The sequence below is a fragment of the Pseudomonas mandelii genome (assembly GCF_900106065.1).
Classification (GTDB): Bacteria; Pseudomonadota; Gammaproteobacteria; order Pseudomonadales; family Pseudomonadaceae; genus Aquipseudomonas; species Aquipseudomonas mandelii.
In genome coordinates this window covers 1,883,256-1,909,983 of record NZ_LT629796.1, presented here as the reverse complement: position 1 = coordinate 1,909,983, position 26,728 = coordinate 1,883,256, and the positions used below count along the sequence as shown (strand labels likewise).

The following is a 26,728-nucleotide window of genomic DNA, read 5'->3' as shown; positions in this document are numbered from 1 at the left end:
CCGAACGCGGAGCGTCCGTGGAGGCATTCCCACGCGGAGCGTGGGAACGATCTTTTCACTCGGCGTCAGGCAGGTGCTTTCCAGCCCATCATGCGTTGTTGGGCGACTTGGAGCAGGTCGCAGCCGTCCTGGGCCAAGAGGTAGAGCGCGTGGGTGATGTGGGGAATGTCTTCGACGTCGCCGTGTTTGAAGCAAACGCAGTGCAGGGTTTTGAGGAGGTCGCTGGAGGCTCGGATGCGCTGGAGGGCGGCTTCGAGGATGTCCTGGGGGTTGGCCTCTGTGTCGATGATCAGGGGCGGGGAATCGGTTAGGTTGGTTTGCAGTGGTAGGTAGCGATCGGTTGTGGACGGGTTCCATGTATTCATTTTATGTATTCTCAAATGCATTAGATGAAGCCACTACCATCGTGACCAAGCGATGGAGGCGGACTGTGTTCGGGTTGGTCAACCGTTGGAACCCATAAAGGCCGGCACGCCTAAAGGCGTCCCAAACACAGCCACCATATAGCGTGCAGACACTTGAGTGCCGGCAGCATACAACGGACGCGTTTATGTATTCCATCGGGTGACCAAGCCCGGTCGCTGATTTGTCAGCGACAGTCACGACTATAGATACGAGCCATCAAGCAGCGATAGACGACAAAGAGTCTCCGCTTGTAGGACCTGGCCGAACCTTGGCTAGGCCCTTTCCATAGGAATTTTCCGCGGCGCAATTTCTCGCGTTTTTTCGCCATCAGCCTCATCGCGTCCTCATCAGAAATGCTCGGCGTGAATCATCAAGGTTGGCCTGAACCTGCCCCCCAACCACTCAACCCATATGCTGATAAGCCCCCACATCCTGCAGGCCAGTGGTCAACCCAGTCGCCGGCGCATAGATCGTGCCTTTCACTGCCGAGAACTTGACCCCGTTGCTGCCCAGCGAAACGTAGCGCTCGCCCTGGTCCAGTTCGGTGAAGAAGGTGTACGAGCACTTTTCCATCGCTTTGTATTTCGCGGCGGCGCTGGCCATGGCGTTGTGGTGGTTTTGCAGGTCGGTCGGGGTCAGGTTGGTGGTTTTGTTCAGCGGCACACCCCAGCGTTTCAAGCACACTTCGGCAAAGTGGCGGACGATCAGGCCGGGTTCGGCCAGCGCTTTAGGGCCGCTGACACCATCGGCGGCGGCGTTGCCGACCAGCGTGCCGTGGCGGCCGGGCATCGGGTAGATGTGAGTGCGGGTGCCGGTGGCCGTTTGCGGGATGACGCAGCTGAAGCCTTTGGAGCGTTCGTCCCGGGCGTAGAAGCCAACGTATTCTTTTACGTTGGCATTCAGTTTGACTTTTTCTTCCTGAAAGTTACCGATGCCCGGCACCGGATCTATCGCAAAGATGTTCACCGGGATGTTCTTCAGTGCGCTGTCCTTGAACATGGCATTGGCCAGCATATGGCAACTAATGCCACCGCGGCTCCAGCCTACCAAGTTGACGTTGGTTGGAATAACGCCGTCCTTGCGGAATGTTTTGATGATTTGTTCCTGTAACTTCTGTTGGGTCACGCTGCGGTCGCCGTAGTTGTACTTGCGCCACAACCAGGAACCTTCGACGATCACATCTTCAATAGGGATTCCGGCAGCCTTGAGACGGTTGTATTCAGCCTCGGTCAGTTTTTCACGTTCCCAGTCGCATTTGCCTTTGATGATGTTGATGGCGTGTTTGACGTTTTCTTCCCAGCCCTTGCCGAACAGCGTGCCGCTCAGGCCGTAGTCCCCGGATTTGGTGAACAGCTCGTCGGCTTGCAGGTTGCTGGTGCCGGGGCCGTCAATCACGATCCATTCGGCAAATTCGCGGCCGCCGTGATGGGAAGCCAGTGTCGAGACCAATTCGCCGTTCCAGTAAGTCGGGTTCTGGTTGTCGAATTTGGTCGAGCCGGTGCCGCAGAAGAAAATAGTTAATGTAGTCATTGTAGTGCTCTTGATGGGTTTAAGAGCTTGCAGACTAGTGTTTGTTATTTGCAAGTTGAAGAAGTTAGTTGTTTCTGTATTTGTGTTTTTAAAGTTCTGTTCGTTGTCTTGCAACTTCAAGAAGTTCGCAGCCGTCCTGCGTTAATAAATAAAGTGCATTCACTATATGAGGAATATCCTTCAAATCCGCCTGTTTGAAGCACAGGCAGTAAAGTGTTTCGAGCAGGTCGCTGGCGGCGCGCAGACGTTGGTGGGCGGCGTCGAGGATTTCGTGAGGGTCGGCCTCGGTGTCGATGACCAACACGGGCGATTCGCTGTAGCGGGTTTTGAGCGGGCGATAGCGGTCTTGCATGAGGTCCGTCCTGTTTTCAGCGGCGACGCAAACTATAGAGGCGTACTTCCTGGCGTCGCAATACAGCGCAAATGGACGGGATTTGTAGGGGATTTACTTGCGTTGTGGCTTTTTGCCTACGTGTACCCCGAGGCTTTTTTCAGCAAATCCCCTAGAAGTCGAATTTCCTACATGTTTGTCAGGCGCAACGCAGCAATCCTCTGTATGGTGCGCGCCAGAATCTGTAGGACGTTTCGAAAACGTCTGTTCAATGCTTAAAGGGAATTAGGTATGCAATGGCTACGTATGGCCTCGATTTTGTTGCTGTGGGCAGGTGTTTGTCGTTTGGCGGGCGCAGCTGACACGGATAATTCGTTAATCCTCGCCAATGTGGATCGCACCGGTTGGCCAGATGCGATGACAAGCCAGGCCAATGTGGACACTGCGTCCCGCGCCGAAGTGTTGATGTTCGGTAAGGTGCTGCTGGCCAGCGAAATGCTCGACGAACAAAATCTGAAACAGCGACTGGGCGTGCAGGATGTAAAGCTCAAGTCGGTCAGGCGAGTGCGTGACGGGTTGTGGGATCGGTTACTGGTCACCTACCGCGGCGCCAGTCAGAACTGCGACGGCGAACCCTTCTGCCCTCGCGTGCGAAGCGTCGCCGATTTGCGTCAGTTGGCGGCGGCGTTCACGGGGGAAATCAGCCCGGCCCATGTGGTTTGGGTGAGCAAGAGCCAAACCGTTCACGAGCAAGCGCTGAATGATCAATTGCGTGTGGCGGTGTTGGTGCCCTGAGGGCTCTCGAAAGTCTTGCGGAGACTGCTCTGGTCTTTTCGCGAGCAGGCTCGCTCCCACACTATTTTGAAATGCATTTCCCTGTAGGAGTGAGCCTGCTCGCGATAGCGATCTGAACGCTGCCCAACCCTCATGCCTTGCCGTGTCCAGGTTGCATCCGCTGTATCATCCCGTATCGTTTTGGTCCCCGACCTTTTCTCGACTCGCTGCGTTTGCCGGCTAGGCTTTGGGCTTCGCAGCGGTCAACGGAGTGACAGCTTATGCACAACACCCTGGAACAGGTTTTCGGTTATCCACAGTTTCGGCCCGGCCAGGAGGCGGCGGTCAGCGCGGTGTTGGCTGGGCGTTCGGCAGCGGCGATTTTTCCCACCGGCTCGGGCAAGTCCCTTTGTTATCAATTGCCGGCGCTTTTGCTGCCGCACCTGACGCTGGTGGTCTCGCCACTGCTGGCGTTGATGCAAGATCAGTTGGCCTTCTTGCAGCGCCACGGTATTGCGGCGGGCAGCATCGATTCGGCCCAGAGTCGGGACGACGCAAGTGATGTGATGGCCCGGGCCAGGTCCGGCGAACTTAAGATTTTGATGATCTCTGTGGAGCGCCTGAAGAACGAGCGCTTTCGCAATTTCCTGCAGCAGGTGCCCATCTCGTTGTTGGTGGTGGACGAGGCGCACTGCATCTCGGAGTGGGGCCACAATTTCCGTCCCGACTATCTCAAGCTTCCCGACTACCAGCGCCAGTTCAACATTCCGCAGGCGCTGCTGCTGACCGCCACTGCGACGCCCAAAGTGATCGCGGACATGGAGGCCAAGTTCGCCATCGCACCCGAAGACGTGGTGACCACCGGTTTCTACAGGCCGAACCTCAATCTGCTGGTCGAGCCGGTACGCGGTCAGGACAAGCGCCGACGTCTGGTCGAATGGATGAGCGAACGTCCTGGCCAGCCGAGCATCGTCTACGTCACCCTGCAAAAAACCGCCGAGCACATCGCCGAACATCTGGGACGCAACGGCATCCAGGCCGAGGCCTATCACGCCGGTTTGCCACACGAACAACGCGAAGCCATCCAGAAACGCTTCATGGGCGGGCAGTCGAATTGCATCGTTGCCACCATCGCCTTCGGCATGGGCATCGACAAGAGCGACATCCGCAACGTGGTGCATTTCGATCTGCCCAAATCCATCGAAAACTACAGCCAGGAAATCGGCCGCGCCGGACGAGACGGGCAGCCATCCGACTGCCTGGTATTGGCGAACCGCGACAGCCTCAACGTGCTGGAAAACTTCGTCTACGGCGACACGCCGGAACTGGACGGCATTCGTTGTGTGCTCGATGAGATGCAAGCTGCCGCGCCAGAGGGGCAGTGGGAGTTTCTGTTGGGGCCCTTGTCGGACCAGAGCAACATTCGCCAATTGCCGCTGAAGACTTTGCTGGTGCAACTCGAGCTGCGTGGCTTGATTGCCCCGCGTTACGCCTATTACGCCGAATACCGCTTCAAGTATCTGCAAGAGCCGGAAGCCTTGCTGGCCCGCTTCGAGGGCGAGCGAAGAGACTTCGTTGCAGCCATCATTCAGACTTCCAGCCGTGCGCGGACCTGGGCTACGGTGAATTTCGACGCGCTCTATGAACAGCATCAGGCCGAGCGTAACCGGGTGGTCAAGGCCCTGGATTATTTCCAGGAGAAAGGCTGGGTCGAGCTGGAAAGCAAGCAGATGACCGAGGTCTACAGCCTGCTGCAAGCGAATGTCGACAGTCAGGCACTGAGCGCCGAACTGCACGCCTATTTCACCCAGCACGAACGTACCGAGATTGCTCGGATTCACGCGATGCTGGATCTGTTTGCCACCGACCACTGCCTGGGCTATCGCCTGGCCGAGTACTTCGGCGATGAAAACGCGCCTCGTCAGTGTGGACATTGTTCGGTGTGTCATGGGCACGTGGCGCGACTGCCATCGCCGCCGGAATTGCCGGCGCTTGTGGATAAAAACTTTGAAGCGCTGTGCGATGATTTTATCCACAGGCATGAACAGCACACCGGCAATGTGCCGTCGGCTGAACGCGTAACGCGATTTTTGTGCGGGATCAGCGTGCCGCTGTTTACCAAGCTCAAGGCGCGTTCGATATCGGGATTTGCGGCGCTGGAAAACTATCCGTATGCCGACGTGCGGGTGTGGGCTGAACAACATCTCGCAGGCTGAACTGCCCCCCCCTGTAGGAGTGAGCCTGCTCGCGATAGCGGATTGTCAGCCAACGTCGTTGTTGAATGTACTAACGCCATCGCGAGCAGGCTCACTCCTACAGGGGGCTCCAGTGTGTGGCTGAGGTAGATCCATCCGCTGAATGTTGCTCATCACAGGAATAAATTTCAAAAATGCCCAGCGGCTGACTATGGTGAGGACTGTCTTTGGATCGCCAACAAGAGAGCAAACATGAGCCAGACACCGTTCAACATTCAGCGCGCCGCCGTGATTGGTGCGGGCACCATGGGCCGTGGCATTGTCATGTGCCTGGCCAATGCCGGGGTGCCGGTCCAATGGGTCGATAACAACCCGCAGATGCTGGAACAGGCGCTGATTACCGTGGCGGACACCTACGCGCACAATGTGCGCCAGGGTCGCATCGATCAGGCCGAGGCGGATGCGCGCATCGCTCGGGTCACGGCAGCGGCTGATTATGCGGCGATCCGCGAGGTTGACCTGGTGATCGAAGCGGTTTACGAAAACCTTGAGCTCAAGCAAAAGATCTTTCGCGAACTGGACGGGCTGCTCAAACCCGAAGCCATTCTGGCCAGCAACACTTCAGCGCTGGATATCGACGCCATCGCCGCGGCGACTCACCGTCCGGCTCAGGTCCTGGGGCTGCACTTCTTCAGCCCGGCGCACATCATGAAATTGCTGGAAATCGTTCGCGGTGCGCAGACTTCGCCCGCCGTACTCGATGCGGCGCTGGAGCTGGGCGCGCGCATGGGCAAGGTCAGCGTGGTGGCGGGCAACTGTGAGGGTTTCATCGGCAACCGCATGCTCAATACCTACGTGCTTGAAGCGCGCAAGATGCTGCTTGAGGGCGCTTATCCCTATCAGGTGGATGCGGCGCTGCAAGGCTTCGGTTTTGCCATGGGGCCGTTTCGCATGTACGACGTGGTGGGCGTCGACCTGGGATGGCGGGCTCGGGAACTGGCAGGCACAGGCCAGGATGCGCCTGAGGTTCAGGTGGATAACCGTCTGTGCGAACTGGGGCGATTTGGTCAGAAGAGCGGCAATGGCTATTACCACTATGAGCCGGGCAGTCGACAGGCAGAACACGATCCTGAAGTCGATGCGCTGGTGCTAAATGTTAGCGAAGGGCTTGGCTTCCAGCGTCGGGAGATAAGCCCTGAGGAGATTCTTGAGCGCTGTCTGCTGGCGCTGGTCAATGAAGGCGCGAAGATCCTTCAGGAAGGTATTGCGGGGTCGGCGCACGACATTGATCTGGTGTACCTCAACGGTTATGGCTTCCCGGCGGACAAGGGCGGGCCAATGGCGTGGGCGGATCAGCAAGGGCTGGCGGATATTCATCAGCGTTTGATGGCGCTGGAGGCTCGCCAGGGCGATCACTGGAAGCCGGCGCGGTTGATTGGTGAGTTGGAGTTGATGGGTAAAGGGTTTGCTGACAAGTAATTGATGCAGCGCCTGTGCCGGCGCTTTCGCGAGCAGGCTCGCTCCCACAAGGGATCTCGGTGGCCCACCCCTTCAAGTCTAAACATACAAGCGAGCCTGCTCTCGATGAATACAGCGCGGTATTCGCCTTAGACTGGCAATCCAACTCCAGGAATTGACACGATGTCCAACCCGATGCCCCAACGCACCGACTACCCGCACTTCCAGCCCATCACCACCCGCTGGCACGACAACGACGCCTACGGTCACGTCAACAACGTCACTTACTACAGCTTCTTCGACACGGCAGTGAACACCTATCTGATCGAAATCGGTGGCCTGGATATCCATGACGGCGAGGTGGTGGGTTTTGTGGTGAGTTCGTCTTGCGATTATTTCGCCTCCATCGCCTTTCCGGAGCGGATCGAGATCGGTCTGCGGGTGGGCAAGTTGGGTAACAGCTCGGTGCAGTACGAACTGGCGGTATTCAAGGCCGGGGAAGACGAGGCCTGCGCGGCGGGGCGCTTCGTGCATGTGTTTGTGGATCGGACGTCGAATCAGCCGGTGGCGATCCCTGCCGGATTGCGTGGTGCATTGGAGCGTCTGGTGGTTTGACGGACAAAAAAAATCGCAGCCCTTGGGCTGCGATTTTTTATCTATCGGTCAGCGAAGCCGTTCAGGCCTCAATGATGACGATAGTGCTTGTTATGTTTGCGATGACCGTAGGCATGACCTCGGCCCGGGTGGCCGTCACGGTAGTAGCGACGATCATCACGGCCGCCGCGATAGGAGCGACGATCATCGTCTTCATCGCTCTTGTTGCCCATGTAGTTACCCAGCGCGCCACCGGCGCCGCCGCCTGCTGCGGAGCCAATCAGGCTGCCGGTGGTGCCGCCCATGCTGCGGCCGACCACGTTACCGCCTGCTGCGCCCAACGCACCACCAATGGCGGCTTCGCCACGGCTGCGTTTGTCTGCGCCGACTGCGCTACCACCCGCGCCGCCCAAGGCCGCGCCAATGGTGGAACCCGTATTACCGCCAAGCGACTGACCGACGACCGAGCCAAGAACCCCGCCCAATGCGCCGCCCACACCTGCTTCGGTGGTGCCTCCGGCAGAAGCGAAGCCACTGACCAGGCCAAGGGACAACAAGAGAATCGAGGAGAACTTCATAGAGGAACCTCAAGGGGATGACGGCGCGATCCTGAGGCTGTGTCGGGGTTGTGACAATCGAAATCCGACGAGTAACACGACTTGAGCACATTTCTATAAGTTGCTGTTTTTTGGGCGGAACTTAACGGTTTTTCGCCGGTCTTTAGCTACTTCGGATAGGCCGTTTTTGTGAAAAAGCGGCCTTTTTTGTGGGCGATTGGAAAGTATCGAAAGGGTCCCGATCATGTGTTGTCATGTCGGACGCTTTCGCGGGCAGGCCTCGCTCCTACAGGATTCGTGTCATGTACAAAAAAATGCGTAAGACACCGATCCTGTAGGAGCGAGGCTTGCCCGCGAAGAGGCCAGACCTGCCGTCCCGTTAAGCCGACTTGGCTAAAATCAACCCGGTCTCACTCGCCATTTCCAGACGGATCGCCACAAACTTCGACGTTGGCGTATGGCTGCCATCTCCGGTGCTTTCCAGCGGTACCAGTGGATTCACTTCTGGATAGTAAGCAGCCGCCTGCCCCGCAGGAATATCAAACGCCAGCAGCGTAAAGCCCTTCACTCGACGCTCACGTCCATCATCCCAGATCGAAACGATGTCAGCCTTCTGCCCAGGCTTGAACCCCAGACGAATGATGTCCGCTTCATTGACGAACAACACATCCCGCTGACCCTTCACGCCACGGTAACGGTCATCCAGCCCATAAATCGTGGTGTTGTACTGATCGTGAGAACGCATCGATTGCATGATCAGGTCCGGCAACACGCCCGTGGCGCGGGTGCGTTCGTGCACCAAGTCCTTGGGCAGGGCGTTCGGGCGGAAATTGGCGCGCCCGGACGGGGTGTTCCACTTGCGTGCACCGGCGCTGTTGCCGAGGTAAAAACCGCCCGGATTCTTGATCTTCTCGTTGAAGTCGCGAAAGCCCGGAATGGTATCGGCGATCAGATCGCGAATGCGGCTGTAATCGGCCACGAGCCAGTTCCAGTCCACCGGTCTGCTGCCCAGGGTCGCGGCAGCGATGCCGGCGATGATCCAAGGCTCCGAGCGCATCTGATTCGACAGTGCCTGCAACTGGCCGTTGGAGGCGTGGACCATGCTGAACGAATCTTCGACGGTCACCGCTTGCGCGCCTTCGGCCTGGATATCGATGTCGGTACGGCCCAGGCACGGCAGAATCAGCGCATCTTTACCGTGGGCCAAATGGCTGCGGTTGAGCTTGGTGCTGATCTGCACGGTCAGGTCGCAATTGCTCAGGGCCTGGAAGGTGCGCGGGCTGTCCGGGGTTGCCTGGGCGAAGTTGCCACCCAGACCGATAAAGACTTTGGCGCGGCCTTCGGCCATGGCATGAATCGCCTCGACCACGTTATGACCGTTTTCACGCGGCACCTTGAACTGGAAGCGCCGCTCCAGGGAATCGAGGAACGCCACCGGCGGACGTTCGTTGATGCCCATCGTCCGGTCACCCTGCACGTTACTGTGGCCACGCACCGGGCACAGGCCGGCGCCCGGCCGGCCGATGTTGCCGCGCAGCAGCATCAGGTTGGCAATTTCCTGGATGGTTGCCACTGAGTGGCGGTGCTGGGTGATGCCCATGGCCCAGCACATGATGACGTTCTTGCCTTTGGCGTACATGCGCGCCGCTTGCTCGATTTCCACCAGGGGCAGGCCGGACTGCTCGACGATCTGCTCCCAGGAAGTGTCGTCGACGGTGCCCAGGTACTCCAGGACGTTGACGCTGTGCTCATTGAGGAAATCGTGGTCGAACACGGCCGGCTCACCCGCTTTCTGCGCGTCGCGCTCCCATTGCAGCAGGAATTTCGCCATGCCACGCAGCACCGCCATATCGCCGCCTAGCGCCGGGCGGAAGTAGGCGGTGTTGGTCGGCTTGTCGCCGTTGGTGAGCATTTCGATCGGGTGCTGCGGGTGCTGGAAGCGTTCCAGGCCCCGCTCTTTCAACGGGTTGATACAGACCACCTGCGCGCCGCGTTTCACGGCTTCGCGCAATGGTTCGAGCATCCGCGGATGGTTGGTGCCCGGGTTCTGGCCCCAGACAAAAATCGCGTCGGCGTGTTCGAAGTCGTCGAAGGTCACGGTGCCTTTGCCGACACCGACACTTTGCGCCAACGCCACGCCGCTGGCCTCGTGGCACATGTTCGAGCAGTCGGGGAAGTTGTTGGTGCCGTAGGTGCGCACGAACAATTGATAGAGGTACGCCGCTTCGTTGCTGGCGCGGCCCGAGGTGTAGAACTCGGCCTGATTCGGGCTCGACAGGCCCTGCAAATGTTTGGCGATCAAGGCGAACGCCGCTTCCCAGCTGATCGGCTTGTAGCGATCGGTTTCGGCGTCATAGCTTAATGGCTCGGTCAGGCGACCCTGATACTCCAGCCAATAGTCGCTCTGTTCCAGCAACGAACTAACGCTGTGTTTAGCAAAGAAAGCGCCGTCGACACGCCGTTTGGTCGCTTCCCAGTTCACCGCTTTGGCGCCGTTCTCGCAGAACGCCACCATGCCGGCTTCGTTGGAATCGCCCCAGGCGCAACCGGGGCAGTCGAACCCGCCGTTCTTGTTGGTTTTGAGCATCATGCGCAGGTTTTTCAGCGCGTTGTCACTGGTCAACCAGGCCCGGGCAACGCTGGCCAGTGCGCCCCAGCCACCGGCCGGGCCTTTGTAGGGCTTGTAGCGAGGGACGGGTTTCTGGTCGGCTTGACGGTGTTGACTCACGCTTGATTCTCCAATGCCGGGCTGTAGACCCGCGGCGCATTCTTCTGGGGCAGATGGATGAGGTTGAGGTTGTGGCGACGGGCCCATTGCACGGCAAGGCCCGTGGGCGACGACAGGCTGACCAGGGTCTGGATGCCGGCGCGCAATACTTTTTGAATCAATTCGAGGCTGCAACGGCTGGTGACAATCGCCAGGCCGCCTTCAGTCGGGATCTTTTGGCGGATCAGCCCGCCAATCAGTTTGTCGAGGGCGTTATGCCGGCCGATGTCTTCACGGCCCAGCAGCAATTCGCCCTGACCGTTCATGAACACCGCCGCATGCACTGCGCCGGAGTACTGACCAAGAGGCTGGAACGCACCGATGCGCTGGCGCAAGCCATCGAGCCATTCGGCGGGGGGCAATGGGGCGCCGGGCAATACCTTGAGGTCTGGCAACGCCTGTTCAACCGCTTCCACGCCGCAGAGCCCGCAGCCGCTGGTGCCGGCCATTTGCCGACGCTGCTGCTTGAGGTTCCAGAACGCGCGGTTGGCGATGGTCACTTGCGCGTATTGCGCCGAGCCCGAGCCGCTGAGTTGCAAGTCATAGATGTCAGAGGCGTCTTCGATGATGCCGCTGCCGAGGCTGAAACCGACGATGAAGTCTTCAAGGTCCGTCGGCGTTACCAGCATCACCGCCTGACTGATGCCGTTATAAGCGATCGCCAACGCGACTTCTTCGGCGAGCGCGGTGCTGGCCGATTCGATTTGTTGAAGGTCGCTGTAACTGTAGGTCTGGCTGGCGGCGGGTGCGGGCGCTTCAGAGGCGGGCGCCGCGCAGGCAGGGCGCTTGGCTTTCATGGGCATCACCGACGGTTTAGTCAGCTTTAAGCCTAGGCGCGTCAACTTGTCGCGTCTAATCGCTTATACCGATCTACCGATAGATGACATCGATCAAGAAGCTGTCAGCGATTTCTGATAGATCGCAAAGCAGGCTTCGGCCAGCGCCGAACGCGGGGCGCTGCGACGCATGATCAGCCCAAGCCGGGCAAGGGTCTTGGCGTTTTCGATGGGTTGCAGACGCAAGTGATCGGTGAGGTTTTCCAAGCCGCCATCCAACGGCATCACCGCGCAGCAGAGGCCGCCGTGCACCGCTTGTAACAATTGATGGACAGCGTCGGTTTGCAGAAGCGGCTGGGGTGTCAGGCCGCGGCTGTGGAAGTTGTGATCGATGGACTGGCGAAAGTGCATGCCGCTGGTGAGCATGCCCAAGGGCAACTCGATCAAGGACTCCCAACTCAACGGCGCCTCGCCAAAGCTGAAGAAGCGCTGATCGTAGAGCAGGCCCATGTGGGTTTCGCTGAAGGCCAGGGAGTCGAAACGCTCGTTGTCCAGTCGCTCCAGGTAAGACACGCCGAGGTCCAGGCGATTGTTCGCCAGTTGTTCGAGGATTTGTTCGGAGCTCAGGGCCGAGAGTTCAAAGCGCAGGTTCGGGTGTTCGGCATGCAGGCGTTGCATCAACGGCAGCGGATCGAAACTCGACAGCGGCACCACGCCCAACCGCAGCGTACCGACCAGATTGCCGCGACAGGCGGCGGCCTCGGCCTGCAAGCCGTCGTAGGCCGCCAGCACCGTGCGTGCCCACGCCAACACGCGCTCGCCCGGCGCGGTGAAGCCTTCGAAGCGCTGGCCACGATTGACCAGCGGCAGGTCGAGTTCTTCTTCGAGGCTGCGCAGGCGCATGGACAGGGTCGGCTGGGTGATATGACAGCGCGCTGCGGCCTGGCCGAAGTGGCGGGTTTCGTCGAGGGCGATGAGGAATTTCAGCTGCTTGATGTCCATCTTCGCTCCAGGGCGCGGTGAAGGTCGGGATTCTAGCGCTTGTGCCGGATCAGCGTCATTGGTCGGGTTGGAACCGGGGGTTTCAAGCTTGGTCTAGTCTTTTGCGTCTGGAACCCTAAACCCAAGGAGCGTGCACCATGAGTATTTTTAGCTTTGTGAAAGAAGCAGGCGAAAAACTTATCGATCTACTGACACCGGGCAACGCCAATGCCAGTGAGCAGTTGAAGGAACACATCAGCAAGGTCGGCCTGGGTAACCCGAATGTGCAGGCTACGGTGGACGGCGACAAAGTCACCGTCACCGGTGATGTGGGCAGCCAGGAAGAGAAGGAAAAGATTCTGCTGGCGGTGGGCAATATCGCTGGAGTTGGCAGCGTGGACGATCAGATGACCGTGACCGGGCCGGTGGTAGTGGCCGCAAAGTTTGTCACCGTCGTGAAGGGCGACACCCTCAGCGCTATTTCCTTGCGCGTGTATGGCGATGCCAACAAGTATCAAAAAATCTTCGAGGCCAACAAACCGATGCTCAAGCATCCGGACAAGATCTATCCGGGGCAGACGTTGCGGATTCCTGAGTAATCCTTAAGTCCGTTTGATGGCCTTCGCGGGCAAGTCGGAGCGAGCGATGCGGCGTTCCGACTTGCCCGCGAAGCAGGCGATAAGGTCTAAAGCCCTGCAATAAGCTCCCGATAATCCCCCACCGCCGCAAACTCCGCCGTGTCCTTCGGCCCTTTGCGACTGTCCGGCTCACTCACCGCCAACAGGTGCGCCACCCCAAAACTCTGCGCACTGCGCAGGATCGGCAACGTGTCGTCGATAAACAGGCTGCGCGCCGGGTCGAAACCGATGTCGGCCTGTAACGCCTCCCAGAACTGCGGATTCTCCTTGGGAAAACCATAGTCATGCGAGCTGATCAACCGCTCGAAGTAGGGCGCCAGTTCAATCCGTTCCAGCTTCAATGACAGCGAATCACGGTGCGCATTCGTGATCATCACCACGCGCTTGCCCGCCTGTTTGATCGCCGCCAGAAACGTGTCTGCATCCGGTCGCAGGGCGATCAGGTGGGCGGTTTCCAGTTTCAGTTCGCGCACGGGCAGTTTCAGCTCGGCGCTCCAGAAATCCAGGCAATACCACTGCAATTGGCCGGCGTTGCGTTCGAACAGCGGCTGCAATTCCATCTCGGCCATGGCCCGGCTGACCCCGTGCAGCTCGGCATAACGCTGAGGCAGGTGCTCCATCCAGAAATGATTGTCGTAGTGCAGGTCCAGCAGCGTGCCGTCCATATCCAGCAGAACGGTGTCGATGTCGCGCCAGGGCAGCAGGGACATAAAAAACTTCTCCAGCGGTAAAAAAGATATCCGAGGTCAACAATCAGGATAGGCCGGGTATAGTAACCCGCTTACGCCAAGGAGCCTTTCATGCGCCAGAAACCCACCGTACTCGCCCGCGAGATCGTCGCCACCAGCCGTTTGTTCTGCGTCGAGGAGCTGAAGCTGCGCTTTTCCAATGGCGTGGAGCGCACCTACGAGCGCTTGGTCGGCAAAGGCGCCGGCTATGGCGCGGTGATGATCGTGGCGATGCTCGATGCGGATCATGCCGTGCTGGTCGAAGAGTATTGTGGCGGCACCGATGCTTATGAGCTGTCGTTGCCCAAAGGCTTGATCGAGCCGGGCGAGGACGTGCTGGCGGCGGCCGAGCGCGAGCTCAAGGAAGAGGCCGGGTATGGCGCGCGGCAACTGGAGCACCTGACCGAGTTGTCGTTGTCGCCCGGTTACATGAGCCAGAAGATCCAGGTGGTGCTGGCCACCGATCTGTACGAAGAGCGCCTGGAGGGCGACGAGCCCGAGCCGATGGGCGTGGACAAGATCAACCTGCGCGAGCTCTCATCCCTGGCGCAGAACCCGCGATTCACCGAGGGCCGTGCCTTGGCGGCGCTGTATCTGGCCCGTGATCTGCTGACTCAGCGTGGGGTGTTTCTGCCATGACGTTCCCGCATCCATTGATGGCGCCTGTGATTGAGCTGGCGTTGAAGGCTGGCGAAGCGATTTTGCCGTTCTGGCGCATCGGCACGGCGGTGACCGCCAAGGCTGACGATTCGCCCGTCACCGCAGCCGATCTGGCCGCCCACCATCTGATCCTGGACGGACTGACGGCACTGGACCCGAGTATTCCGGTGCTGTCCGAAGAAGACGCCAACATTCCCCAAAGCGTGCGAGCCGGCTGGCAGCGTTGGTGGCTGGTGGACCCGTTGGACGGGACCAAGGAGTTCATCTCCGGCAGCGAAGAGTTCACCGTCAACATCGCGCTGATCGAGGAGGGCCGGGTGGTGTTTGGCGTGGTGTCGATGCCGACCAACGGGCGGTTTTATGTCGGTGGTGCCGGTCTGGGCGCGTGGCGCGGTGATCAAGGTGCCGAGGCGTTGCCGATTCAGGTTCGTGAGATTCCTGCTGCGGGCGAGGCGTTTACCGTGGTCGCCAGCCGCCGGCATTCAAGCCCCGAGCAGGAACGTTTGCTGGCCGGTTTGAGCGCCAGTCTGGGTGAGTTGCAACTGGCTAATATCGGCAGTTCGTTGAAGTTCTGTTTGCTGGCTGAAGGGGCGGCGGATTGTTATCCGCGCCTGGCGCCGACCTCGCAGTGGGACACGGCGGCGGCCCAAGGTGTGCTGGAAGGGGCGGGTGGTGAAGTGCTGGATTTGAGCGGGAAGCCTTTTTGTTATCCGGCGCGGGAATCGTTGCTGAATGAGTTTTTTCTGGCGCTGCCGGCGAAGGCTGCGTGGCGAGAGAAGTTACTGGAACTGGCCCGATCCTGAGTTCACCCAAACCTGTGGCGGGAGCTTGCTCCCGCTGGGCTGCGAAGCGGCCCCAAAACCTAGACTCCGCGCAGCATCAGTTAACCCCGGCTGCCTGATGTGCGACTGCTGCGCCCGAGCGCGGACCGGCCGGCGGGAGCAAGCTCCCTCGCCACAGGTTTTGTGTCTTTAACGGTGCAAGACGTACTGCCCGGTAAACCTCACCGCATCCTCATCACTATCGGCATTGACGATCCGCGAATGCAACGCCAGCCGCGCCCGTCCATAGCGCTGATACATCGCCAGAAACTTCTTCCACACCACGGCGCTCGGCGCCTGGCAAATCGCAATCGCGTCCATGGTCACCGGCAGCGGATAAGTGATGTGCCCTTCCTGAATCACAATGTGCCCGCCTTCAATCCCTTCTTCGTGCAAGCGCAAATGCAGCCAGCCCCAACCTGCCAGCACCGCGCCGCAGTACAGGCTGCCGCCGAACATGGTGCTTTTGTGATTGACGTTGGCCTCCAGCGGCAAGTGCAGTCGCAGTTGCTGGTCGTGCCAGTCGAGCACTTTGAGGCCCATGTCCCGGGTCAACGGAATATCGCGGTGGAGGACTGATTCCAGGTGACGACTGTCGCGGCTCATTCACGGGTCTCTTTTTTAAAGATGATGATGGGACGGTAGCTCAATCGAGTTCGTCGGTGTGGCTGCTGGAGCCACCGTCGGCGAAGTTCAGGCCGTGCTTGCGCAGTTTGTCGTGCAGAGTCTTGCGCGGAATGCCGAGGGCCTCGGCGAGGCTGCGCACCGAGCTGTGAGAGCGCGCCAGTTCGGCGGCAATCAACGATTTCTCGAAGTTTTCCACTTGCTCGCTCAGGCCGCCGCTGACCACTTCGACGGTCATGCCGGCAGCGCCCTGCGGTGTGTTGTTGTCCAGGGCCAGTTCCAGGCCCAGGGCAAAACGTTCGGCGGCGTTTTGCAGTTCACGCACGTTGCCCGGCCAGGTGTGGCGCAGCAGCAGGGCGCGTTGCCCCGGTTGCAGTTCATGGGGCGGCAAGCCATGGCGGGCGCTGGCTTCGTCGGCGAAATACTGGAACAGCACCAGCGCGTCTTCGCCGCGCTCACGCAGCGGCGGAATACGCAGCGGCGCGACGTTCAGGCGGTAATACAAGTCGGCCCGGAAGCGCCCTTGATCGGCGGATTGACGCAGGTCTTCCTTGGTCGCGGCGATGATGCGGATGTCCAACGGGATCAGTTGATTGCCGCCCAAACGCTCGACCACGCGCTCCTGAAGCAAGCGCAGCAGTTTCACCTGCACATCCAGGCTCATGCTTTCGATTTCATCGAGAAACAACGTGCCGCCGTTGGCGAATTCGAATTTGCCGATGCGACGCTTTTGCGCGCCGGTGAAGGCCCCCGGCTCGTGACCGAACAGCTCGCTTTCCACCACAGACTCAGCCAAGGCCCCGGCGTTGATCGCTACAAACGGACCGCTACGTCGGCTCGACAAATCGTGCAGCGCGCGGGCCACGACTTCTTTGCCGGCACCGGTTTCGCCAAGAATCAGCACGTCAGCCTTGGTCGCCGCCAGCGCACCAATTTGCTCGCGCAAGCGCAGCATCGGCGCCGATTGCCCGACCAGGCGGGTGCTCAGTTCATTGCGATCGCTCAGGGCCAGACGCAGGCTGCGGTTATCCAGAACCAGTCGGCGCAGGGCCAAGGCGCGGCGAACGCTGTCCAGCAGCGCGTCGCTGGCGAAGGGTTTTTCCAGGAAGTCATACGCCCCGGCACGCATCGCTTGCACGGCCAGCGGCACATCGCCGTGGCCGGTGATCAGCAACACGGGCAACTCAGGGTCCTGGGCATGCAGTTCGGTCAGCAGTTCGAGGCCGTCCATGCCCGGCATGCGGATGTCGCTGACCACCACGCCGGGCCAGTCGCGCTCCAGTTGCCCGGCCAGGCCCTTGGCTTCGGCCAGTGGCAGGATTTTCAGGCCCGCCAGGTCCAGCGTCTGGCTCAAAGCCTGGCGCAGGTGGGGATCGTCGTCGATCAGCACGACCTGGACACGGTTATCGATGGTCATGCACTTCGGTCCTCGGACGGTTGCAGGCTCACACCCGGTGCGCCTGCGCGCAACTTCAGGGTAATCAGGGCGCCGCCTTCCTTGTGGTTGGCGAACGACAGTTCACCGCCGAAGGCGCGCATCAGGGTTTCGCAAATCGCCAACCCCAGGCCAAGCCCCTGGGTGCGGGTCTTGGTGGTGTAGAAGGGCTCGCTGGCGCGACCAAGGGCTTCCATGCAGAAGCCGGGGCCGTTGTCGCGAATGTACAGCGTGACGCCGTCCGCGGTGGATTGGGCACTCAACCAGAGTTTACGCGGCGGGCCTTTTTCGGTCAGCGCGTCCAGCGCGTTGGCCAACAGGTTGCCGAGCACCTGGCGCAGACGGGTTTCCCCGGCCTCGACCCACAACGTGGCCGCCGGCAAATCGCGGATCAGTTCGACTTCCATGCTGCGCCGACGCTTGGCCAGCAACGCCAGGGCGTCATCCAGCGCTGGTTGCAGGGCGACACTTTCCGGCGCATGGCGATCGCGCCGGGCGAAGGCGCGCAAATGAGCAATGATCGACGCCATGCGTCCGGTCAGTTCGCTGATCAGCTTGAGGTTGCCGCGGGCATCGTCGGTGCGCTGATGATCGAGCAGCACTTCGGCGTTTTCCGCGTAGCTGCGAATGGCGGCCAACGGTTGATTCAATTCGTGGCTGATGCTCGCCGACATCGTCCCCAGCGCCGACAACTTGCCGGCCTGCACCAAGTCGTCCTGGGCGCGCACCAGTTCCTGCTGGGCATGTTCGCGCTCCAGCACTTCCTGTTTCAATCGACGGTTGAGGCCTTCGAGGTCACTGGTCCGCTCGGCGACCCGGCCTTCCAGCTCGCGCCGCGCCTTGGCTTCGAAGGCGATGCGTTCGAGGTAATGGCGGCGGCGCTGCATCATCAGGCCGAGCAGCAACATCAAGACCAGCAACGTCGCGCCGCCAATGGCGACAACGGTACGCACCGGGCGGTCGATCAGGGTGCGGGGGGCGAGGATGCTGACGTTCCAGCCGGTTTCGGCGATCTGCTGGGTTTGAGTCAGCCAGGCGTTGGGGTTGAGCCTCAATGGTTTCGGATCGCGGGTCGGGTACGGCTGGATCGCAGTGATCGCTTTGCTTTCTTCTTCGCTCAAGGGCCGGGTCGAGCGGAATCGCCACTCAGGCCGCGACGTGAGGATGACCACACCGTTATGGTCGGTCAGCAGCAGTTGTTCCGGGGTTTTACCCCACAGGCTTTCGGTGTGGTCCAGGTCGACCTTGACCACCAGTACGCCGATGATTTTCTCGCCGTTGCGCACGGCGGCGGCGAAGAAATAGCCGCGCTTGGCTGACGTGGTGCCTAAGCCGAAAAAGCGCCCGAGCCGTCCGGCCATGGCTTCGCTGAAATACGGACGGAAGGAAAAATTGCGGCCGACGAAACTGTCGTGTTTGTCCCAGTTCGATGCGGCCAGGGTCTTGCCCGTGGTGTCCATCAGGTACATGACTTCGGCGCCGGTCTGGGCGCTGATGTTTTTCAACAGGCGATTGGCATTGCCTTGGGTGACGCTGTCATCCGGCGCCCCGAGCACTGCGCGCAGGGCCGGCAGGTCGCCGAGGATCTGCGGCAACACTTCATAACGGTGCAGCGTGCCCAGCAGGTTGGCAACGTAAAGGTCGAGGGTCTGACGGTTCTGCCCGGCCAGCTCGCTGCGGTAGTAACGCTCGGCCAGATGCTCCAGCGGCCACAGCAACGGCGCCAGGCACAGCGCAAGCAGTGCGAGGCTGCGCCAGCGGGGTCTGCGGGGAAGGGTCGGAGTCATGAGCATCGGGCGCCTGTGGGTACAGGCGCATTATGCCTAGGCTTGCTCGTCAAGACACTCGCGCAGCGCGGTTTGCCAGTCAGGCTGACTGACGCCCCATTCGCGTTGCAGGCGGCTGCAATCCAGGCGCGAGTTCAATGGCCGGGCGGCCGGCGTCGGATAGTCGCTGGAGGGGATCGGTAGCAGGTTTGCGCAAGGCTTGCCCTGATCCCGCAGTGCCTGGCCGATGGCCTGGGCGAAACCGAACCAGGAAGTCTCACCCTGAGCGGTCAAGTGATACGTGCCCCAGGCCCCGGCCTGTCCCGCTTGCCAGCGTTCGATCAGTGCGACGGTGCTGCTGGCGATCGTGCCGGCCCAGGTGGGCGCGCCGATCTGGTCAGCGACAATGCGCATCTCCGGCTTTTCTTGCAGCAGGCGTTGCATGGTCAGCAGGAAATTACGACCGTGAGTCGAGTAGACCCAACTGGTGCGCAGGATCAGGTGCTGGCCTTGTACCGCGCTGATCGCTTGCTCGCCGGCCAGCTTGCTCTTGCCGTAAACGCCGAGCGGGTTGGGCAAATCGGCTTCGTTGTAAGGCTCGGCTTTGCTGCCGTCGAAGACATAATCGGTGGAGTAGTGAATCAGCGGGATACCCAGCGCCGACGCTTCTTCGGCCAAAATACCCGGCCCGGTCGCGTTGATGGCAAACGCCAACGCCGGCTCGCTTTCAGCTTGATCGACTGCGGTGTGAGCGGCCGCGTTGATGATCAGGTCCGGGCGAACGCGCTGCACTTGCTGACGAATCTGTTGCGGCTGAGCCAGATCGAGCTGATCGCGACCCAAAACAACCCATTCGCCAACAGCACCCAGGCGAAGCTGCAACTCACGCGAAACCTGACCGTGCTGACCGCAGATAAGAATTTTCATGGAAACAGATCAGCCTCTTTCAGGCTTTTGCCGTTCTGATCCTTGGCCGACAGTTTGGGCGCTTCGTCCAGTTGCCAGTCGATGGCAAGCGTCGGATCGTCCCAGCGAATGCAACGCTCGGCGGACGGCGTGTAATAGTCCGTAGTCTTATAGAGAAACTCGGCGAATTCGCTCAGCACCACGAACCCATGGGCGAACCCTTCCGGCACCCAGAGTTGGCGACGGTTTTCTGCAGACAGGCGCACCGCTTCCCACTGGCCGAAATTCGGCGAGCTGCGACGGATGTCCACCGCGACGTCGAGCACTTCGCCGACGGTTACCCGCACCAGTTTCCCCTGGGTATTTTCCAGCTGATAGTGCAGGCCGCGCAGCACGCCTTTCTGCGAGCGGGAGTGGTTATCCTGAACAAACTGCGTGTCCAGGCCGGTCGCTTCTTCGAACGCCTTGGCATTGAAGCTTTCGTAGAAAAAACCGCGCTCGTCACCGAACACCTTGGGTTCAATGATCAGCACGCCGGGTAAGGCGGTTTCAATCACATTCATTGTTCTTCCCCGGCCAGTTTGAAGAGGTACTGGCCATAGCCGGTCTTGCCGAAATAGCTGGCGCGCTCCAGCAACAGCTCGCGGCTGATCCAGCCGTTTTCGTAGGCGATTTCTTCGAGGCAGGCGACTTTCAGGCCTTGGCGGTGCTCGATGGTCTGCACGTATTGCGAGGCTTCGAGCAGGCTGTCGTGGGTGCCGGTGTCGAGCCAGGCGAACCCGCGACCGAAGCGCTCGACCTGCAGATCGCCGCGTTGCAGGTAAGCGTTGTTGACGTCAGTGATCTCCAGCTCGCCGCGCGGCGAAGGCTTCACCGCTTTGGCGATCTCGATCACATCGTTGTCGTAGAAATACAGGCCGGTCACGGCATAGCTGGACTTCGGCTTTTTCGGCTTCTCTTCGATCGACAGGGCGCGGCCTTCGCTGTCGAAATCAATCACGCCGAAGCGCTCCGGATCCTTGACCCAATACCCAAACACGGTGGCGCCGGAAGGGCGCATGGCCGCGTTTTTCAACTGTTCGCCAAAGTGCTGACCATGGAAGATGTTGTCGCCGAGGATCAGGCACACCGGATCGTCGCCAATAAATTCTTCGCCGATCAGGAAAGCCTGGGCCAAACCGTCCGGCGACGGCTGTTCGGCGTAGCTGAAGTTGACGCCGAACTGACTGCCGTCACCCAGCAGGTTGCGGTATTGCGGCAAATCCTGAGGCGTGGAGATCAGCAAAATATCTTTGATGCCGGCCAGCATCAGGACCGAGATCGGGTAGTAGATCATCGGTTTGTCGTACACCGGCAACAGCTGCTTGGAGACGCCAAGCGTGATCGGGTGCAGACGCGTGCCGGAGCCACCGGCCAAAACGATGCCTTTCATCATGCGAGCAGCTCCTTGGTATTGATGGCACCCAGGCGTTCACCCTGATAACTGCCATCCTGAACGCGACGGCACCATTCCAGGTTGTCGAGGTACCACTGAACGGTTTTGCGCAGGCCGGTTTCGAAGGTTTCTTCGGGCACCCAGCCCAGTTCGCGCTCGATCTTGCTCGCGTCGATGGCGTAGCGCAGGTCGTGGCCAGGCCGGTCCTGGACGAAGGTAATCAGGTCAGCGAAATGAGCCACGCCTTCAGGCTTGTTCGGTGCCAACTCTTCGAGCAACGCGCAGATGCCACGCACCACGTCGATGTTCTTTTGCTCGTTGTGACCGCCAATGTTGTAGGTCTCGCCGACCACGCCTTCGGTGACCACTTTGAGCAGCGCCCGGGCGTGATCCTCGACAAACAGCCAGTCGCGCACTTGCAGGCCGTTACCGTAGACAGGCAAAGGCTTGCCGGCCAAGGCGTTGAGGATCACCAGCGGAATCAGCTTTTCGGGGAAGTGGAACGGCCCGTAGTTGTTCGAGCAATTGGTCAGCAACACCGGCAAGCCGTAGGTGCGCTGCCAGGCGCGGACCAGATGGTCGGACGCCGCTTTGCTGGCCGAATAGGGTGAGCTGGGCGCGTAAGGCGTGGTTTCGGTGAACAGATCGTCGACGCCATGCAGGTCGCCGTAGACCTCGTCGGTGGAGATGTGATGGAAGCGGAAGGCGCTTTTTTCCGGCTCGGCCAGCGTCTGCCAGTAGGCGCGAGTGGCCTCGAGCAGGCTGTAGGTGCCGACGATATTGGTCTGGATGAAGTCCGACGGACCGTCAATAGAACGGTCGACATGGGATTCTGCCGCCAGGTGCATGATCGCGTGAGGCTGGAAACGTGCCAGTACCGCACTGACGGTGGCCTGGTCGACGATATCGGCCTGGACGAATTCGTAGCGGGTGTCGGTGGCAATGCTGGTCAGCGACTCGAGATTGCCGGCGTAGGTCAGTTTGTCCAGGTTGAGCACTTCATGCCCGGTGTGCCGAATGAGGTGGCGAATCAGGGCAGAGCCAATGAAACCGGCACCGCCGGTGATGAGAATACGCATGTTGGCCAGCCTTTTTCTGTAAGACGATAAAGCGAATGAGCATAGCTTGTCGGCAGGAGCAGGGCGGTGCAAGAGGGTTGTTGGTCGTAATTGGCATTTGCCGCACCAGGGGGGGGTTGATTCTCGACCGATGCAGTGGCGATATAGGCGCCTAATAACATTTCAGGGGTCGTTGTATGCCGCTCGCCACGTTGATTCACCGCGCCAGTTTGCCCAGCCCGCAAGTGTCTGCGGAGCAAGCGCTAGAGCTGCTGGAAGGGCATTACGGGCTGAGTGGAAGGTTGCACGCCCTGGGTAGCCAGCAGGACCTCAATTTTCGGGTCGACAGTGATCACGGGCGTTTCGTCCTGAAAATCTGCCGTGGCGACTATTCGGCGCTGGAGCTGCAAGCCCAACATGCCGGACTCAAGCAGTTGGGTGAACACTCCGGCGTGCATGTGCCGCGAGTGATTCCGGCAATAAACGGCGCTGAACTGCTCACGCTGGAAGTCGGGGGGCAGGCCGTGCATATGCGTCTGCTCGATTACATCGAAGGCCAGTCGCTGACGCACCTTGATCATTTGCCCGGTCCGGTGGTGGCCGGTTTCGGTCGGCTGTGCGGCGAAATGGACCTGGCGCTGGCTGCTTTCGAGCATCCGGGCCTTGAGCGCACGCTGCAGTGGGATGCCCGCCACGCCAGTGCGCTGATCGGCCATTTGCTGCCGGTGATCAAGGACGACACGCAACGCCAGTTGATCGCCGACGCGGCGGAACGAGCCGAGCGCCATTTGCTGCCGCTGGTGGACAAGCTGCCGGTGCAGGCGATTCACATGGACATCACCGACGACAACGTGGTCTGGCAGCGTGACTCGCAACGCCAATGGCAGTTGCAGGGCGTGATCGATTTCGGCGACCTGATCCGTACCTGGCGCATCACCGATCTGTCGGTCACTTGCGCGGCGTTGCTGCATCACGCCGATGGCGATCCTTTCTATATTTTGCCGGCGGTCCAGGCGTATCACGCCGTCAATCCGCTCACCCATGAAGAACTGCGGGCGCTGTGGCCGCTGATCGTTGCGCGCGCGGCGGTGCTGGTGCTCAGTGGCGAGCAGCAAGTCAGCATCGATCCGGGCAATGATTACAGCCGCGACAACCTGAGCCACGAGTGGGAGATCTTCCGCGTGGCCACGTCGCTGCCGCTGGAATTGATGGAAGCGGCGATTCTGACGTCGGTCGGCCAGACACTGCCGAGCATTGGCAGCGAAGGTTTCGCGCCGTTGCTGCCGAGCCTGGTGGGGCGTGAATTTGCCTTGATCGATCTGGGTGTGCTGAGCCCGCATTTTGAGGCGGGCAACTGGGAGCAAGAGGGGGTTGATCAGCGTTTGCTGACTGAGGCTGCGGCGGCTCACGGCTTGGCGGCCAGTCGTTATGGTCAATACCGGCTGTCCCGTACTCGTCCAGATAGCTCAGGCGAACCCGACACCTGCCCGTTGCACGTGGAGTTGCGAGTGCCAAACGGCACGGCGGTCGAATCGCCGTTTGCCGGCGTGGTCCATCAGCCGGCGGCGGGTGTGTTGCAACTGGACGGTCCGCAACTGAGCGTGCGGTTGTGGGGCGTGACGCCGTCGCTGCACACCGGCGCGGCGCTGGTCAAAGGTCAGGTGCTGGGTGCGGTCAGCGGGCCGTTGATTGTGCAGTTGTGCCGAGGCGCTTCGTTCGATGCGCCGTTGTTTTGCACGCCGTCTCGCGCACCGGCCTGGCAAGCGTTGTGCCCGTCACCGGCGGCGCTGCTGGGGCTGGCTTGCGATGCTGAAGCCGAGCTCGATTCGCAGACGTTGCTGGCGCGCCGTGACGCCAGTTTCGCGCGCACGCAGAAGCATTATTACGTCGACCCGCCGCGTATCGAGCGTGGCTGGCGCAATCACCTGATCGACATGCAGGGCCGCTCCTACCTCGACATGCTCAACAACGTCGCGGTGCTGGGCCACGGTCATCCGCGCATGGCGGCGGTCGCCAGCCGTCAGTGGTCGTTGCTCAATACCAACTCGCGCTTCAACTACGCGGCGGTGGCCGAGTTTTCCGAGCGCCTGCTGAAGCTGTCGCCGGAGGGCATGGACCGGGTGTTCCTGGTCAACAGCGGCAGCGAGGCCAATGACTTGGCGATCCGTCTGGCATGGGCCTACAGCGGCGGTCGCGACATGCTCAGCGTGCTGGAGGCTTATCACGGCTGGACAGTGGGCGCGGACGCGGTTTCGACCTCGATTGCCGACAACCCGCAAGCCTTGAGCAGCCGTCCCGATTGGGTGCATCCGGTGATCGCGCCGAATACCTATCGCGGCGAATTCCGTGGCCCAGGCAGCGCGCCGGACTACGTGCGCAGCGTCGAACACAACCTGGCGAAAATCGCTGAGCAGAAACGCCAGTTGGCCGGTTTCATCTGCGAACCGGTGTACGGCAATGCCGGCGGGATCTCGCTGCCGCCGGGTTATCTGAAACAGGTCTATGCGTTGGTTCGCGCCCAAGGCGGTGTGTGCATCGCCGATGAAGTGCAGGTCGGCTACGGGCGAATGGGTCACTTCTTCTGGGGCTTCGAGGAGCAAGGCGTGGTGCCGGACATCATCACGATGGCCAAAGGCATGGGTAACGGCCAGCCGTTGGGCGCGGTGATCACCCGCCGGGAAATCGCCGAGGCGCTGGAGGCCGAGGGTTACTTCTTCTCGTCGGCCGGTGGCAGTCCGGTCAGTTGCCAGGTCGGCATGGCGGTGCTGGACGTGATGGAGGAAGAAAAGCTCTGGGAAAACGCTCAGGTGGTGGGCGGGTATTTCAAGGAGCGGCTTGAAGCGCTGATCGATATTCATCCGTTGGTGGGCGCGGTGCATGGTTCCGGCTTCTATCTGGGTGTCGAGCTGATCCGCAACCGCGAGACCCTGGAGCCGGCGACCGAAGAAACCACGGCGCTGTGTGACCGGTTGCGGGAGTTGGGGATTTTCATGCAGCCGACAGGGGATTACCTGAACGTCCTCAAGATCAAACCGCCGATGGTGACCTCGCGCCGGAGTGTGGATTTCTTTGTCGACATGCTTTCGAAGGTGTTGGATGAAGGGTTGTAAGGCTTGATATCGCCTTCGCGGGCAAGCCTCGCTCCTACAGAATTTGCGCGATTTCAAATTGGCGCATGGCCTGTAGGAGCGAGGCTTGCCCGCGAAGGAGTATTCGATAATGCCGATTGTTATCGGGATTAAGTGCGTAAAACTAGACGGTCGGAAGATTAATTGCTTTTAAAGCCGATATTTATCGGCTATAAAGTCGCCATTGCTCACGGCGTGCCTCATCGCGCCCGTGCTTCCCGTTTCTGTCATCGGTCGAGGCCATACTCGACCCATCAGCACTTGCCCGGAGATGATTCATGAGTCGTATCGTTACCGTCGCCGCCACCCAGATGGCCTGTTCCTGGGACCTTGAAGCCAACATCGAGACCGCAGAGAAGCTGGTCCGTGAGGCTGCAGCCAAAGGCGCGCAGATCATACTGATCCAGGAACTGTTCGAGGCGCCGTACTTCTGCCAGAAACCGAACCCGGATTACCTGCAACTGGCCACGACGGTTGAAGACAACGTCGCCATCAAGCACTTCCGGAAAGTCGCCAAGGAACTGCAAGTGGTGCTGCCGATCAGCTTCTATGAACTGGCCGGCCGCGCCCGTTTCAACAGCATCGCGATCATCGATGCCGACGGCAGCAACCTCGGGATTTATCGTAAAAGCCACATCCCGGACGGCCCGGGTTACCACGAAAAGTATTACTTCAACCCGGGCGATACCGGCTTCAAAGTCTGGAACACCCGTTACGCGAAAATCGGCGTCGGCATCTGCTGGGACCAGTGGTTCCCGGAGTGCGCTCGCAGCATGGCGTTGCTGGGCGCGGAAATCCTGTTCTACCCGACCGCCATCGGCAGCGAGCCGCACGACAAAACCATTTCGTCCCGCGACCACTGGCAGCGCGTGCAACAAGGCCATGCCGGCGCCAACCTGATGCCGCTGATTGCGAGCAACCGCATCGGTAACGAAGAACAGGACGGCTACGACATCACGTTCTACGGCTCATCGTTCATCGCCAACCAGTTCGGCGAGAAGGTCCAGGAACTCGACAAGACTGAAGAGGGCGTGCTGGTCCAGAGCTTCGACCTCGACGAGCTGGAGCACATTCGCAGCGCGTGGGGTTCGTTCCGTGATCGTCGCCCGAACCTATACAATGTGATCAAAACCCTCGACGGTTCCCTGGAGTCCTGATCGC

Annotated in this window: 24 protein-coding genes; 9 read left to right on the top strand and 15 right to left on the bottom strand. The window is 60.3% G+C overall.

Translation table 11 applies throughout. From position 1 onward, the window contains the following. Positions 1-65: 65 nt before the first annotated feature. From BLU63_RS08605 to BLU63_RS08595, 3 genes are all read right to left on the bottom strand, one after another. Positions 66-365, bottom strand: a complete 300-nt coding sequence (locus BLU63_RS08605; RefSeq protein ID WP_010464752.1) for a hypothetical protein — start codon at positions 363-365, stop codon at positions 66-68. 442 nt (positions 366-807) lie between these two features. Further along, positions 808-1,935: a hypothetical protein gene (locus BLU63_RS08600; protein WP_083375277.1), complete on the bottom strand. Its 1,128-nt coding sequence runs from the start codon at positions 1,933-1,935 to the stop codon at positions 808-810. A gap of 88 nt (positions 1,936-2,023) precedes the next feature. Next, the gene (locus BLU63_RS08595) at positions 2,024-2,287 is read right to left on the bottom strand and encodes a hypothetical protein (protein WP_083375276.1); all 264 of its coding nucleotides are present in this window, start codon (positions 2,285-2,287) and stop codon (positions 2,024-2,026) included. A 270-nt stretch (positions 2,288-2,557) separates the two neighbouring features. On the opposite strand from BLU63_RS08595, the gene BLU63_RS08590 reads away from it, so the two are divergent. From BLU63_RS08590 to BLU63_RS08575, 4 genes are all read left to right on the top strand, one after another. After that, a complete protein-coding gene (locus BLU63_RS08590; protein WP_083375275.1) occupies positions 2,558-3,061 on the top strand; it encodes a polysaccharide deacetylase in 504 nt (167 codons plus the stop codon). A 260-nt stretch (positions 3,062-3,321) separates the two neighbouring features. Continuing rightward, on the top strand, positions 3,322-5,256 hold the full coding sequence (locus BLU63_RS08585) for a RecQ family ATP-dependent DNA helicase (protein WP_077747508.1): 1,935 nt from the start codon (positions 3,322-3,324) through the stop codon (positions 5,254-5,256). A gap of 231 nt (positions 5,257-5,487) precedes the next feature. Continuing rightward, positions 5,488-6,714: a 3-hydroxyacyl-CoA dehydrogenase gene (locus BLU63_RS08580; RefSeq protein ID WP_083375274.1), complete on the top strand. Its 1,227-nt coding sequence runs from the start codon at positions 5,488-5,490 to the stop codon at positions 6,712-6,714. Between the two features lie 162 nt (positions 6,715-6,876). Continuing rightward, the gene (locus BLU63_RS08575) at positions 6,877-7,308 is read left to right on the top strand and encodes an acyl-CoA thioesterase (RefSeq protein WP_010464723.1); all 432 of its coding nucleotides are present in this window, start codon (positions 6,877-6,879) and stop codon (positions 7,306-7,308) included. Between the two features lie 68 nt (positions 7,309-7,376). Here BLU63_RS08575 and BLU63_RS08570 read toward each other — a convergent pair whose 3' ends face one another. The 4 genes from BLU63_RS08570 to BLU63_RS08555 form a co-directional block, all read right to left on the bottom strand. Further along, positions 7,377-7,865, bottom strand: coding sequence for a glycine zipper domain-containing protein (locus BLU63_RS08570; protein ID WP_010464721.1), 489 nt, complete (start codon positions 7,863-7,865; stop codon positions 7,377-7,379). Between the two features lie 358 nt (positions 7,866-8,223). After that, positions 8,224-10,572 carry an FdhF/YdeP family oxidoreductase gene (locus BLU63_RS08565; RefSeq protein ID WP_083375273.1) on the bottom strand — a complete coding sequence of 783 codons (2,349 nt, stop codon included), beginning with the start codon at positions 10,570-10,572 and terminating at the stop codon, positions 8,224-8,226. Continuing rightward, positions 10,569-11,408 (bottom strand): formate dehydrogenase accessory sulfurtransferase FdhD, encoded by an 840-nt coding sequence (gene fdhD / locus BLU63_RS08560; protein WP_010464717.1) that lies wholly within the window; start codon positions 11,406-11,408, stop codon positions 10,569-10,571. The genes BLU63_RS08565 and fdhD overlap by 4 nt, the downstream gene beginning before the upstream one ends. Before the next feature lie 93 nt (positions 11,409-11,501). Then, positions 11,502-12,389 carry a LysR family transcriptional regulator gene (locus BLU63_RS08555; RefSeq protein WP_083375272.1) on the bottom strand — a complete coding sequence of 296 codons (888 nt, stop codon included), beginning with the start codon at positions 12,387-12,389 and terminating at the stop codon, positions 11,502-11,504. Positions 12,390-12,526: 137 nt separating this feature from the next. Between BLU63_RS08555 and lysM the strand changes: the two genes are divergently transcribed. After that, positions 12,527-12,967: a peptidoglycan-binding protein LysM gene (lysM, locus tag BLU63_RS08550; RefSeq protein ID WP_010464714.1), complete on the top strand. Its 441-nt coding sequence runs from the start codon at positions 12,527-12,529 to the stop codon at positions 12,965-12,967. Positions 12,968-13,053: 86 nt separating this feature from the next. On the opposite strand, the gene yrfG is transcribed toward lysM, so the two are convergent. Next, complete coding sequence (gene yrfG, locus BLU63_RS08545; protein ID WP_010464712.1) at positions 13,054-13,716, bottom strand: GMP/IMP nucleotidase; 663 nt, start codon at positions 13,714-13,716, stop codon at positions 13,054-13,056. Between the two features lie 90 nt (positions 13,717-13,806). Between yrfG and nudE the strand changes: the two genes are divergently transcribed. Then, on the top strand, positions 13,807-14,373 hold the full coding sequence (nudE, locus tag BLU63_RS08540) for an ADP compounds hydrolase NudE (RefSeq protein ID WP_010464710.1): 567 nt from the start codon (positions 13,807-13,809) through the stop codon (positions 14,371-14,373). Further along, positions 14,370-15,197, top strand: a complete 828-nt coding sequence (gene cysQ / locus BLU63_RS08535; protein ID WP_083375271.1) for a 3'(2'),5'-bisphosphate nucleotidase CysQ — start codon at positions 14,370-14,372, stop codon at positions 15,195-15,197. The genes nudE and cysQ overlap by 4 nt, the downstream gene beginning before the upstream one ends. 168 nt (positions 15,198-15,365) lie before the next feature. Here the strand turns inward: cysQ and BLU63_RS08530 are convergent, their stop codons facing one another. Genes BLU63_RS08530 through rfbB form a run of 7 tightly spaced genes read right to left on the bottom strand, consistent with a single transcriptional unit; the run spans position 15,366 to position 22,460 of the window. Further along, positions 15,366-15,821, bottom strand: a complete 456-nt coding sequence (locus tag BLU63_RS08530; RefSeq protein ID WP_010464706.1) for a YiiD C-terminal domain-containing protein — start codon at positions 15,819-15,821, stop codon at positions 15,366-15,368. A 40-nt stretch (positions 15,822-15,861) separates the two neighbouring features. Next, positions 15,862-17,256: a sigma-54-dependent transcriptional regulator gene (locus tag BLU63_RS08525; RefSeq protein WP_083375270.1), complete on the bottom strand. Its 1,395-nt coding sequence runs from the start codon at positions 17,254-17,256 to the stop codon at positions 15,862-15,864. Next, complete coding sequence (locus BLU63_RS08520) at positions 17,253-19,061, bottom strand: sensor histidine kinase (RefSeq protein ID WP_010464701.1); 1,809 nt, start codon at positions 19,059-19,061, stop codon at positions 17,253-17,255. Before BLU63_RS08520 ends, BLU63_RS08525 begins: the two co-directional genes overlap by 4 nt. Before the next feature lie 36 nt (positions 19,062-19,097). Next, positions 19,098-19,967, bottom strand: a complete 870-nt coding sequence (rfbD, locus tag BLU63_RS08515) for a dTDP-4-dehydrorhamnose reductase (RefSeq protein WP_083375269.1) — start codon at positions 19,965-19,967, stop codon at positions 19,098-19,100. After that, on the bottom strand, positions 19,964-20,509 hold the full coding sequence (rfbC, locus tag BLU63_RS08510) for a dTDP-4-dehydrorhamnose 3,5-epimerase (RefSeq protein ID WP_010464697.1): 546 nt from the start codon (positions 20,507-20,509) through the stop codon (positions 19,964-19,966). Before rfbC ends, rfbD begins: the two co-directional genes overlap by 4 nt. Beyond that, a complete protein-coding gene (rfbA, locus tag BLU63_RS08505) occupies positions 20,506-21,381 on the bottom strand; it encodes a glucose-1-phosphate thymidylyltransferase RfbA (protein WP_083375268.1) in 876 nt (291 codons plus the stop codon). Before rfbA ends, rfbC begins: the two co-directional genes overlap by 4 nt. Beyond that, positions 21,378-22,460: a dTDP-glucose 4,6-dehydratase gene (gene rfbB / locus BLU63_RS08500; RefSeq protein WP_010464694.1), complete on the bottom strand. Its 1,083-nt coding sequence runs from the start codon at positions 22,458-22,460 to the stop codon at positions 21,378-21,380. Before rfbB ends, rfbA begins: the two co-directional genes overlap by 4 nt. A 176-nt stretch (positions 22,461-22,636) precedes the next feature. On the opposite strand from rfbB, the gene BLU63_RS08495 reads away from it, so the two are divergent. Both BLU63_RS08495 and aguB read left to right on the top strand, forming a co-directional pair. After that, positions 22,637-25,549, top strand: coding sequence for an aminotransferase (locus tag BLU63_RS08495; RefSeq protein ID WP_083375267.1), 2,913 nt, complete (start codon positions 22,637-22,639; stop codon positions 25,547-25,549). Between the two features lie 296 nt (positions 25,550-25,845). Beyond that, complete coding sequence (aguB, locus tag BLU63_RS08490; RefSeq protein ID WP_083375266.1) at positions 25,846-26,724, top strand: N-carbamoylputrescine amidase; 879 nt, start codon at positions 25,846-25,848, stop codon at positions 26,722-26,724. The last annotated feature ends 4 nt before the right edge of the window (positions 26,725-26,728 follow it).

Coding starts and splice junctions, on each gene's coding strand:
- BLU63_RS08555 (WP_083375272.1), bottom strand. CDS start 12,389: ATGGACATCAAGCAGCTGAAATTCCTCATCGCCCTCGACGAAACCCGC.
- BLU63_RS08575 (WP_010464723.1), top strand. CDS start 6,877: ATGTCCAACCCGATGCCCCAACGCACCGACTACCCGCACTTCCAGCCC.
- BLU63_RS08600 (WP_083375277.1), bottom strand. CDS start 1,935: ATGACTACATTAACTATTTTCTTCTGCGGCACCGGCTCGACCAAATTC.
- lysM (WP_010464714.1), top strand. CDS start 12,527: ATGAGTATTTTTAGCTTTGTGAAAGAAGCAGGCGAAAAACTTATCGAT.
- cysQ (WP_083375271.1), top strand. CDS start 14,370: ATGACGTTCCCGCATCCATTGATGGCGCCTGTGATTGAGCTGGCGTTG.
- BLU63_RS08595 (WP_083375276.1), bottom strand. CDS start 2,287: ATGCAAGACCGCTATCGCCCGCTCAAAACCCGCTACAGCGAATCGCCC.
- BLU63_RS08585 (WP_077747508.1), top strand. CDS start 3,322: ATGCACAACACCCTGGAACAGGTTTTCGGTTATCCACAGTTTCGGCCC.
- BLU63_RS08605 (WP_010464752.1), bottom strand. CDS start 365: ATGAATACATGGAACCCGTCCACAACCGATCGCTACCTACCACTGCAA.
- rfbD (WP_083375269.1), bottom strand. CDS start 19,967: ATGAAAATTCTTATCTGCGGTCAGCACGGTCAGGTTTCGCGTGAGTTG.
- BLU63_RS08530 (WP_010464706.1), bottom strand. CDS start 15,821: ATGAGCCGCGACAGTCGTCACCTGGAATCAGTCCTCCACCGCGATATT.
- BLU63_RS08580 (WP_083375274.1), top strand. CDS start 5,488: ATGAGCCAGACACCGTTCAACATTCAGCGCGCCGCCGTGATTGGTGCG.
- BLU63_RS08570 (WP_010464721.1), bottom strand. CDS start 7,865: ATGAAGTTCTCCTCGATTCTCTTGTTGTCCCTTGGCCTGGTCAGTGGC.
- rfbC (WP_010464697.1), bottom strand. CDS start 20,509: ATGAATGTGATTGAAACCGCCTTACCCGGCGTGCTGATCATTGAACCC.
- yrfG (WP_010464712.1), bottom strand. CDS start 13,716: ATGTCCCTGCTGCCCTGGCGCGACATCGACACCGTTCTGCTGGATATG.
- rfbA (WP_083375268.1), bottom strand. CDS start 21,381: ATGATGAAAGGCATCGTTTTGGCCGGTGGCTCCGGCACGCGTCTGCAC.
- fdhD (WP_010464717.1), bottom strand. CDS start 11,408: ATGAAAGCCAAGCGCCCTGCCTGCGCGGCGCCCGCCTCTGAAGCGCCC.
- BLU63_RS08525 (WP_083375270.1), bottom strand. CDS start 17,256: ATGACCATCGATAACCGTGTCCAGGTCGTGCTGATCGACGACGATCCC.
- rfbB (WP_010464694.1), bottom strand. CDS start 22,460: ATGCGTATTCTCATCACCGGCGGTGCCGGTTTCATTGGCTCTGCCCTG.
- BLU63_RS08590 (WP_083375275.1), top strand. CDS start 2,558: ATGCAATGGCTACGTATGGCCTCGATTTTGTTGCTGTGGGCAGGTGTT.
- nudE (WP_010464710.1), top strand. CDS start 13,807: ATGCGCCAGAAACCCACCGTACTCGCCCGCGAGATCGTCGCCACCAGC.
- BLU63_RS08495 (WP_083375267.1), top strand. CDS start 22,637: ATGCCGCTCGCCACGTTGATTCACCGCGCCAGTTTGCCCAGCCCGCAA.
- BLU63_RS08520 (WP_010464701.1), bottom strand. CDS start 19,061: ATGACTCCGACCCTTCCCCGCAGACCCCGCTGGCGCAGCCTCGCACTG.
- aguB (WP_083375266.1), top strand. CDS start 25,846: ATGAGTCGTATCGTTACCGTCGCCGCCACCCAGATGGCCTGTTCCTGG.